This window comes from Deinococcus sp. (assembly GCF_030523985.1).
Classification (GTDB): Bacteria; Deinococcota; Deinococci; order Deinococcales; family Deinococcaceae; genus Deinococcus.
On record NZ_JAUNHK010000113.1, the window covers coordinates 1 to 7,374 of the forward strand.

Annotated in this window: 7 protein-coding genes; 4 read left to right on the top strand and 3 right to left on the bottom strand. The window is 67.0% G+C overall.

Features of this window, described 5'->3' with window-relative positions:
* From Q4C89_RS12875 to Q4C89_RS12890, 4 genes are all read left to right on the top strand, one after another.
* Positions 1 to 527, top strand: a 527-nt coding sequence (locus Q4C89_RS12875; RefSeq protein ID WP_303103023.1) for a prolipoprotein diacylglyceryl transferase family protein, incomplete at its 5' end; no start/stop codon positions are given.
* Between the two features lie 100 nt (positions 528 to 627).
* The gene (gene glmU, locus Q4C89_RS12880) at positions 628 to 2,076 is read left to right on the top strand and encodes a bifunctional UDP-N-acetylglucosamine diphosphorylase/glucosamine-1-phosphate N-acetyltransferase GlmU (RefSeq protein ID WP_303103024.1); all 1,449 of its coding nucleotides are present in this window, start codon (positions 628 to 630) and stop codon (positions 2,074 to 2,076) included.
* Between the two features lie 68 nt (positions 2,077 to 2,144).
* Positions 2,145 to 3,002, top strand: coding sequence for a UbiA family prenyltransferase (locus Q4C89_RS12885; RefSeq protein ID WP_303103025.1), 858 nt, complete (start codon positions 2,145 to 2,147; stop codon positions 3,000 to 3,002).
* Positions 2,999 to 4,357 (top strand): NAD(P)/FAD-dependent oxidoreductase, encoded by a 1,359-nt coding sequence (locus Q4C89_RS12890; protein ID WP_303103026.1) that lies wholly within the window; start codon positions 2,999 to 3,001, stop codon positions 4,355 to 4,357. The genes Q4C89_RS12885 and Q4C89_RS12890 overlap by 4 nt, the downstream gene beginning before the upstream one ends.
* Here Q4C89_RS12890 and Q4C89_RS12895 read toward each other — a convergent pair.
* The 3 genes from Q4C89_RS12895 to Q4C89_RS12905 all read right to left on the bottom strand — a co-directional run.
* Positions 4,338 to 4,682: a DMT family protein gene (locus Q4C89_RS12895; RefSeq protein ID WP_303103027.1), complete on the bottom strand. Its 345-nt coding sequence runs from the start codon at positions 4,680 to 4,682 to the stop codon at positions 4,338 to 4,340. The genes Q4C89_RS12890 and Q4C89_RS12895 overlap by 20 nt on opposite strands.
* Positions 4,683 to 4,768: 86 nt before the next feature.
* A complete protein-coding gene (locus tag Q4C89_RS12900; protein WP_303103028.1) occupies positions 4,769 to 6,538 on the bottom strand; it encodes a S8 family serine peptidase in 1,770 nt (589 codons plus the stop codon).
* A gap of 275 nt (positions 6,539 to 6,813) precedes the next feature.
* Positions 6,814 to 7,374: N-acetyltransferase (locus tag Q4C89_RS12905; protein WP_303103029.1), on the bottom strand; the 561-nt coding region annotated here is incomplete at its 5' end.

Here is a 7,374-nt window from a genome sequence, read left to right on the forward strand (position 1 = left end):
GCCTGGGCAACATCATGAACGGCACCGACACCGTGGGCCGCGTCACCGGCTGGCCCATCGGCTACGAGTGGCCCGCCAGTGCCCGCGCCTTCCACGAGGGCATGTGCATTCCGAATGCCAACCCCGACATGGACCTCTCCAAATACTGCGAGCAGGTGGGCGGGCAACTCGTGATGACGGCTCCGGTGCATTTCACGCAGCTTTACGGCGTCATCATCGGCGTCATTCTGGCAATCGCGTCGTATTTCTGGCTCAAGTCGCGTATTCCCGGCTGGGCCTTCTGGCAGTTCTGGCTGTGGTACTCGGTGCTGCGGGCGGGCTGGGAAGAAACCTTCCGCCTCAATCCTCTGACCGTCAAGAGCTACCTGAACCAGGGCCTGAATGCCCCCGGCATCGGCCTGTGGACCGACACCCAGATTTTCAGCGTGCCGCTGATTCTGGTCAGTCTCTGGATGCTGTGGAAACTGGCGCGGCAGCGTCCGGCGGCGCAGGTTGTGACCCCGGCGCCCCCCGAACGGCGCGGCTGAGTCTGTTCCGAGTTCCGGCCCCGGCCCCACGCGGGTCGGGGTTTTTTGGGCCCGCTTGCCCGCGCCTGCTTTCCTCTACACTGTCTGCACAGGTGAATCCATGACCCAACAAACCCGTCCCCTGGACGTTCTTATTCTGGCTGCCGGACAAGGCACACGCATGAAATCCGCCCTTCCCAAAGTGCTGCACCCCGTCGCGGGTCGCCCGATGGTCGCCTGGGCGGTCAAGGCCGCGCAGGACCTCGGGGCGCGGAAAGTGGTCGTGGTGACCGGGCACGGGGCCGAAAAGGTCGAGGCCGCCTTGCAGCAGCCCGGCGTGGCCTTTGCCCGGCAGCAGCAGCAACTCGGCACCGGGGACGCCTTTCTGAGCGGGGCCTCGGCCCTCACCGAAGGCGGCGCGGACATTCTGGTGCTCTACGGCGACACGCCGCTGCTGCGCGTGGAAACCCTGCGTGACCTGGTCGCCAGCCACCGCGAACGCGGCAGCGCCATGACCGTCCTGACCGGCGAACTGCCCGACGCCACCGGATACGGGCGCATCGTGCGCGGCGAAGGCGGCGAGGTCGAGCGCATCGTGGAGCAAAAAGACGCCACCGACGCCGAAAAAGCCATCGGAGAATTCAACTCGGGCGTGTACGTCTTCGACGAGCAGGCCCCCGAACTCGCCAAGAAAATCGGCAACGACAACAAGGCGGGCGAATACTACCTGACCGACCTGCTGGGCCTGTATCACGCGCAGGGCGACCATGTGCGGGCCTTCAAACTGGGCGACCCCAACGAGGTACTGGGGGCCAACGACCGCGTGGGCCTCACCGAACTCGAAGGCATCGTGCAGCGGCGCATCATCGAGGGCCACCTGCGCTCGGGCGTCAGCGTTTCGCTGCCCCACACCGTCCTGATTGAAGACACCGTGCAGATCGGGCGCGACGTGACCATCGAACCCGGCGTGCTGCTGCGCGGTCAAACCGTGATTGCCGAGGGAGCCACGATCGGCGCGTACTCGGTGCTGACCGACTCGGTGGTTCACGAGGGAGCCGTCATCAAGGCGCACAGCGTGCTGGAACAGGCCGAAGTGGGCGCGGGCAGCGACGTGGGGCCGTTTGCCCGCCTGCGCCCCGGCAGCGTGCTGGGCGAGGGCGTCCACATCGGCAACTTCGTGGAAACCAAGAACGCTCGGCTGGCGGCGGGGGTCAAAGCCGGACACCTCGCCTACTTGGGCGACGTGGAAATCGGTGAGGAAACCAACGTCGGCGCGGGCACCATCGTCGCCAACTTCGACGGCATCAACAAGCACCAGAGCAAGGTGGGGGCGGGCGTCTTCATCGGCTCCAACACCACCCTGATTGCTCCCCGCGTGGTCGGAGACGCCGCCTTTATCGCGGGCGGGAGCGCCATTCACGACGACATTCCTGAAGGCGCGATGGCGGTGGCCCGTGGCAAGCAGCGCAACGTGGAAGGCTGGGCGCGGCGCTACTGGGCGGCTCCTGAGCGCCGCGAAAAACTGGAGAAGAAACTGCCCTGGCTGGCAGGCTGGATAAAGAGGCAGTAGCGCGAAGAGGGGGGAGAGAGGTGGGCGGAGGGGTTTTTCCTTCGCCCGCCCTCTACAATCCTTCCCGCATGTCTGCCCTGCTGCCCCTCACCCGCCTGCTGGTCATCTCGCGCCCCGCCCTGTGGGTCAATACCATCGGCACGCTGGTGACGGGGGTGTGGCTGACCGGGCGGCTTTACACGCTCGACGCCGGGGTGCTGGCGCTGCTGTTGTACCTGACTTTGCCCTTTAACCTGCTGATTTACGGCCTCAACGACCTGTCCGACCGCGAGGAGGACGCCCGTTCGAGTCGCAAGGGAGGCTGGCAGGGCGCGAGGCTGCGGCCCGAGGAGGAGGGGCCGCTGCTGCGCTCGACCCTGCTGCTCAGCGGGCCGCCGCTGCTGGCGCTGGCGCTGCTGCTGCCGCCGGGGGCGCTGGGCGTGCTGCTGCTGGCGGCGGGGCTGTTCGTGGCCTACAGCCTGCCGCCGCTGCGCTTCAAGGCGCGGCCCTTTTTGGACGGCCTGAGCAACGTGGCCTACGCGCTGCCGCTGGCGCTGCCCGCCCTGGCGCTAGGCACGCCTGTTCCCTGGGGGCCGCTGCTGGCGCTGATGGCCTACTCGGTGGGCAAGCACGCCTTCGACGCCGCGCAGGACATCCCGGCAGACCGCGCCGCCGGAACGCGGACGGTGGCGACCACGCTGGGCACGGCGGGCACGGCGGCTTATGCCCTGGCGTGGTTCGTGCTGGCGGGGGCGCTGCTGTGGCCCGTTTCGCGCCTGACCGCCCTGGCGCTGTGGCTCGTTTGCGGCGGCATGGCGCTGGCGCTGCGGCAGCGGCCCACGCCCGAGCAGGCGGCGCGGCTTTATCCCCTCAGCATCGTCACGCCCTGGCTGGTCGGCACGGTGGCGGGCGTGCAACTGGTCTACCGACTGGTGCGGGGGATATGAGACAGGTCGCCCTTCTCGGCGGCGGGCTGGCAGGACTCTCGCTGGCCTGCCTGCTGGCCCAACGCGGAGACGCCGTCACTGTCTACGAACGTGACCGGGCGGGCGGCAAGCTGCGACGGGTCGAGGCAGGCGGCCTGAATTTCGACAGCGGGCCAAGTCTCTTCACCTTCCCAGAGGTCTGGCGGGCGCTGCTGGCTAGGCTGGGCGAGGCCGACCCGCTCGACCTTCAGCCACTGCCGGGCGGACTGGGCCTGCAACATACCCCCTTCGGAGCGCTGCCGCTGCCCGTGCCGCCCTCGCACCCGCTGTTTGCCGAGTGGGAAAGGTATGTGGCCCAGGTCGCGCCGCTGCGTCCCCACCTGCTGACCCTGCTGACCACGCCGCCGCGCCTGACCTCACCCGAATTTTTGCGGGCCAGTCGCGTGCTGGCGGCGGTGCAAGGGCCGCACCTCAGCGCCGAGGGGTGGATAGCGGCCCGTTCCTTTTCGCCCGCGCTGGCCCACGCCCTACGAACGCAGGCGCTCAATGCCGGGTTGCCGCCGCAGGACGCCCCGGCCCTCTACGCCCTGCTGCCGGGCCTCATCGGGGCCGAGGTGTACCGCCCAGCGCGGGGCATGGGGGCGGTGCTGGACGCGCTGCTGGCCTTCGCCAGGGCGAGAGGCGTGCAGGTGCGTGAAGGAGCCGAAGTCGTGCAGGTCGCGGGCCGTACCCTGACCCTGAGGGGCGGCGAAACGGTGCGCCCCGACCTGACCGTCAGCGCCCTCGACCCGCTGCGGCTGACGCGGCTGCGTGGGCAGACGGCGACTTCACCGCTGGCCCGCCGCACCGTGAGCGGGCTGGCGCTGTATTTCGCCCTGCCACAGCCGAGCGACCTGCCTGCGACTTCGGTGCTGCCCCCGTCCGACTTCGCCGACTTCCGGGTCGCCCTACACGCCGGAAAGTGGCCCGCCGACACCCTCACCCTCGTTCACGCCGAGGGCCGCAAACTGGCGGTGCTGCTCAGTGTTCCGGCGCTGCCGCGTACCCTTACCCCGGCGCATCCCTGGGTGCAGGCGCAACTGGCGCGGGTCGAGCGCGTGCTGGCGCGGCCCGGACTGTGGCGCGGCAGCGAGGTGACTGCCCTCGACCCCCTGCACTACGCAGCGGGCGGGCATCCTGGTGGGGCCATCTACGGGGCCGCCGCGCCGCTGTGGAGGGCTGGCCCCTTTCACCCGCAGCCCTACCAGTTGGAGCCGTGGCTGTGGCAGGTCGGCACGGGCGTGCATCCGGGCGGGGGTCTTCCGGCGATTTTTGGCGGGGCTTTGCTGGTGGCTGACCTGTTGGCCCGGCGTCGGCTCATCTCCCCCGGAACATGAAAAACACCGCGCCCAGAATGCACAGCCCGGCCCACAGGTAATTCCAGTTGAGCGGCTCGCGCAGGTACAGCACGGCGAAGGGCACGAAGATGCTGAGCGAGATGACTTCCTGCAACATCTTGAGTTGCGCCACCGTCAGCACCTGATGCCCGATGCGGTTGGCGGGCACCATAAAGACATATTCCAGAAAGGCGATGCCCCAGCTTGCCAGAATCGCCAGAATGAGTGGACGGGCCGACATTTTATCGAGCAGCCCATACCACGCGAAGGTCATAAAGGTGTTGGAAAGCATGAGCAGAAGGGTGGTTTTCACGACGGGCGACATGAGCGGTAGGCTAGCCGAAAAAGACGAAAAAGAAGCGCCCCCGCTGGCCCGAATAGGCCCGCAGGGACGCGGCTGGGAGTGGAGGGTTACTGTCCGGTGATGGCCTTGAGCGGCTGCACCAGCCCGTAGCCGAAGTTGTCGTCTTTCCCGGCGGGGCCGAGGTCTTTGGCGGTGGAGGTCAGCAGGCTGAGCAACTGGGTGTTGGTCAGCGTGGGCTTGGCGGCCCAGACCACGGCGGCGGCGGCGCTGACATGCGGGGTCGCCATGCTGGTGCCGTTGTAGGACTCGTAGTCGGCGTCCAGCACTTCCACGCGGCCCGTCGCGGGCAGCTTGGCGAGGGTCGCTTCGCCGTCGCTCTGCCAGATGCCGACCACGGGAATGCTGTAGGGGTTGGTCAGGCTCAGGCCCATTTCCCCGGCGGTGTTGTTGTAGATCATGACAGCCTTGGCCCCGCTTGCCACGGCGTTGGCGACTTTTTCTTCAAAGGTGCAGGTGCCACGCGAAATCAGGGCGATGTTGCCGCTCAGGGCAGGGTTACGCGTGCCGGTGCCGCAGAACTGGTTTGCGCCCGCCGTGCCCGTGCCGTCGCCCGCCTTGACCACCGTGCCCGTCACGTCGCCCTTGCTGCTGGTGTCGGCAGACAGCACCTTGTTGGCGAAGCGCACGCCGCCGACGCCCGCATAGGAGCGGGTGCCCTGCTTGAGCGGCACGCTGCTGAACACGTCCACGCCAGGGCCGACGAGGTCCACCTGGGGGCCGAAGTTGCTGAAATCGGCCTTGGCCTCAGTGTTGTCAATGGCTCCGACCGCCACCGTATCGGTGTAGGCGGCAGGGTAAGAAACGGCGGTGCTTTCGTTGCCCGTGGCGATGACGGTAAACGCTCCCTTCTTCCACACGCTGGTGTAGGCCCGCTGCTCGGTCTGGCTGGCGCGGCCCCCGCCCAGCGACAGGCTGATGACCACTTTGTTTTCGGTGCCGCCCTGCGACTTGAGTTGCGAAGCGCACCAGTTCACGCCGTTGATGATGCTGCTTGAACTCCCTCTGCCCGTGTCGCCCAGTACGCGGGCAATGTAGAGGTTGACCCCGGTGGCGACGCCGCCCACACCGTTGGGGTCGGTCATTTCGTCCTGACGCAGCGGCGCACCCGTTCCCGCGCCGTACTGCGCGAACACGGTTCCGGCAACGTGGGTGCCGTGGTGGGAGAGGTCGTTCAGGGCGTAGGGGTTGTCGCGGCCCGCTTCGCCCGTGAAGTTTTTGAAGGCTTTGATTTTCTTCTGGAATTCGGGGTGGTTGCCGTCAATTCCCGTGTCCCCGATGCAGACCGCCACGCCCGCCCCGGTGTAGTTGCTGGCGCGCAGCTGCTCGACCTTCAGCGCGTTGTCGCCCCAGGTGTACTCGCCGCTGGCGGTGTAGGGCGGGGTGGTGAGCGCCTGACCCGTGACCGCCTGAGCGCCGAGGCCCTGGCTGGTCTGATTGCCGGTGGTGCCGCCGCTGCGGAAGCCGAGGGCGCGGCGCTCCAGGTCAGGCTCGACGTACTCGACCAGCGGGTTTTTCTCCAGCTTGCTCAGCGCTTCGGGCGAGAGCTTGACGGCGGCGGCGCTGATGTCCACCCACTGGCTGGTCATGACGCCACCCGCCGCGCTGATGGCCTGGGCCTGGAGCGCGGCCTGTTCGCTGAGACTCTGGGCGCTCAGGGCACTCTGCTTGAAGCCGACCAGGTAGGCCCCGGCAATGACTTCTTTGTCGGTGCTGGCCTGAGCACCTGCGGTCTGGTTCTGAACGGTGGCGACCTGCTGACCACAGGAAGCGAGCGTCAGGGCGAGGGTGGCGGCGAGCAGGGTACGCGTGTGCTTCATGGGGCCTCCGGGTGAAAAGAGAGAAACTAAAGTAGCGGTCGGCCTGCTGTAGACAGGCAGAGACTTTCTGTCAGAACCCAAGGGCTGACATCGAATTGAGCTTGGGCGGAATCCTAATGCCCTTCTCAGAAGTTGGCGTTCAAGTCGTATAGACGCCTTTACCCCAAGTTCAAAATAATCTGTTTCTATCGTTTTAGACGGGCTAGACGAATTTTTGAAACTTGAGAAACTTCACGGTTCTATCGGTTCTAACGTCACACTTCTCTGTCAACGTGTCATTCGTTGAGCCTTTCGTAATCCACCCAGAAGCCGCTGGGGCGGTAGCCTGCCGACTGGTAGAGCGCGGTGGCAGGCACGTTCTTTTCATAGGTGCCGATGGTGACTTTCCGTGCGCCCAGCGCGGCCAGGCGGCGCGTCATTTCCCGGATGAGGCGGTGGCCCAGGCCCTGCCGCCTGAAACTCGCCCGCGTGCCGACAGGTTCCATCAGACCTGTGGCCGACGCGGGGTCGTACCAGCCCAGGGCATAGGCCGCCAGTTCGCCCGTGGGGGCCACCACCATCACGTCCACATCGGCCCGGTACAGCGGCGCGGCTTGTAGACGTTGGTACGCCTCCAATGTGACTTTGGACGGGTGCCACACGTCCTGGTGAATCCGAACGCGGGCCTCGGTGCCGATTTCGCCGCTGTGCATGTCGGCAAAGTGGAACCCGGCGGGCAGGTTCACCGCCACCAGGTCGGCAGATTCGATGAGTCGCACCAGCCGCAGCATGCGGTTGTCGGTGGGCCTGAGTCCGGCCCGCGTCAGGGCCGCCACCTGCGCGGTGTCCCATTCGTG

What these genes read in the sequence shown, in the direction of transcription:
- glmU (WP_303103024.1), top strand. Translation starts at nt 628, where the DNA reads ATGACCCAACAAACCCGTCCCCTGGACGTTCTTATTCTGGCTGCCGGA.
- Q4C89_RS12885 (WP_303103025.1), top strand. Translation starts at nt 2,145, where the DNA reads ATGTCTGCCCTGCTGCCCCTCACCCGCCTGCTGGTCATCTCGCGCCCC.
- Q4C89_RS12890 (WP_303103026.1), top strand. Translation starts at nt 2,999, where the DNA reads ATGAGACAGGTCGCCCTTCTCGGCGGCGGGCTGGCAGGACTCTCGCTG.
- Q4C89_RS12895 (WP_303103027.1), bottom strand. Translation starts at nt 4,682, where the DNA reads ATGTCGCCCGTCGTGAAAACCACCCTTCTGCTCATGCTTTCCAACACC.
- Q4C89_RS12900 (WP_303103028.1), bottom strand. Translation starts at nt 6,538, where the DNA reads ATGAAGCACACGCGTACCCTGCTCGCCGCCACCCTCGCCCTGACGCTC.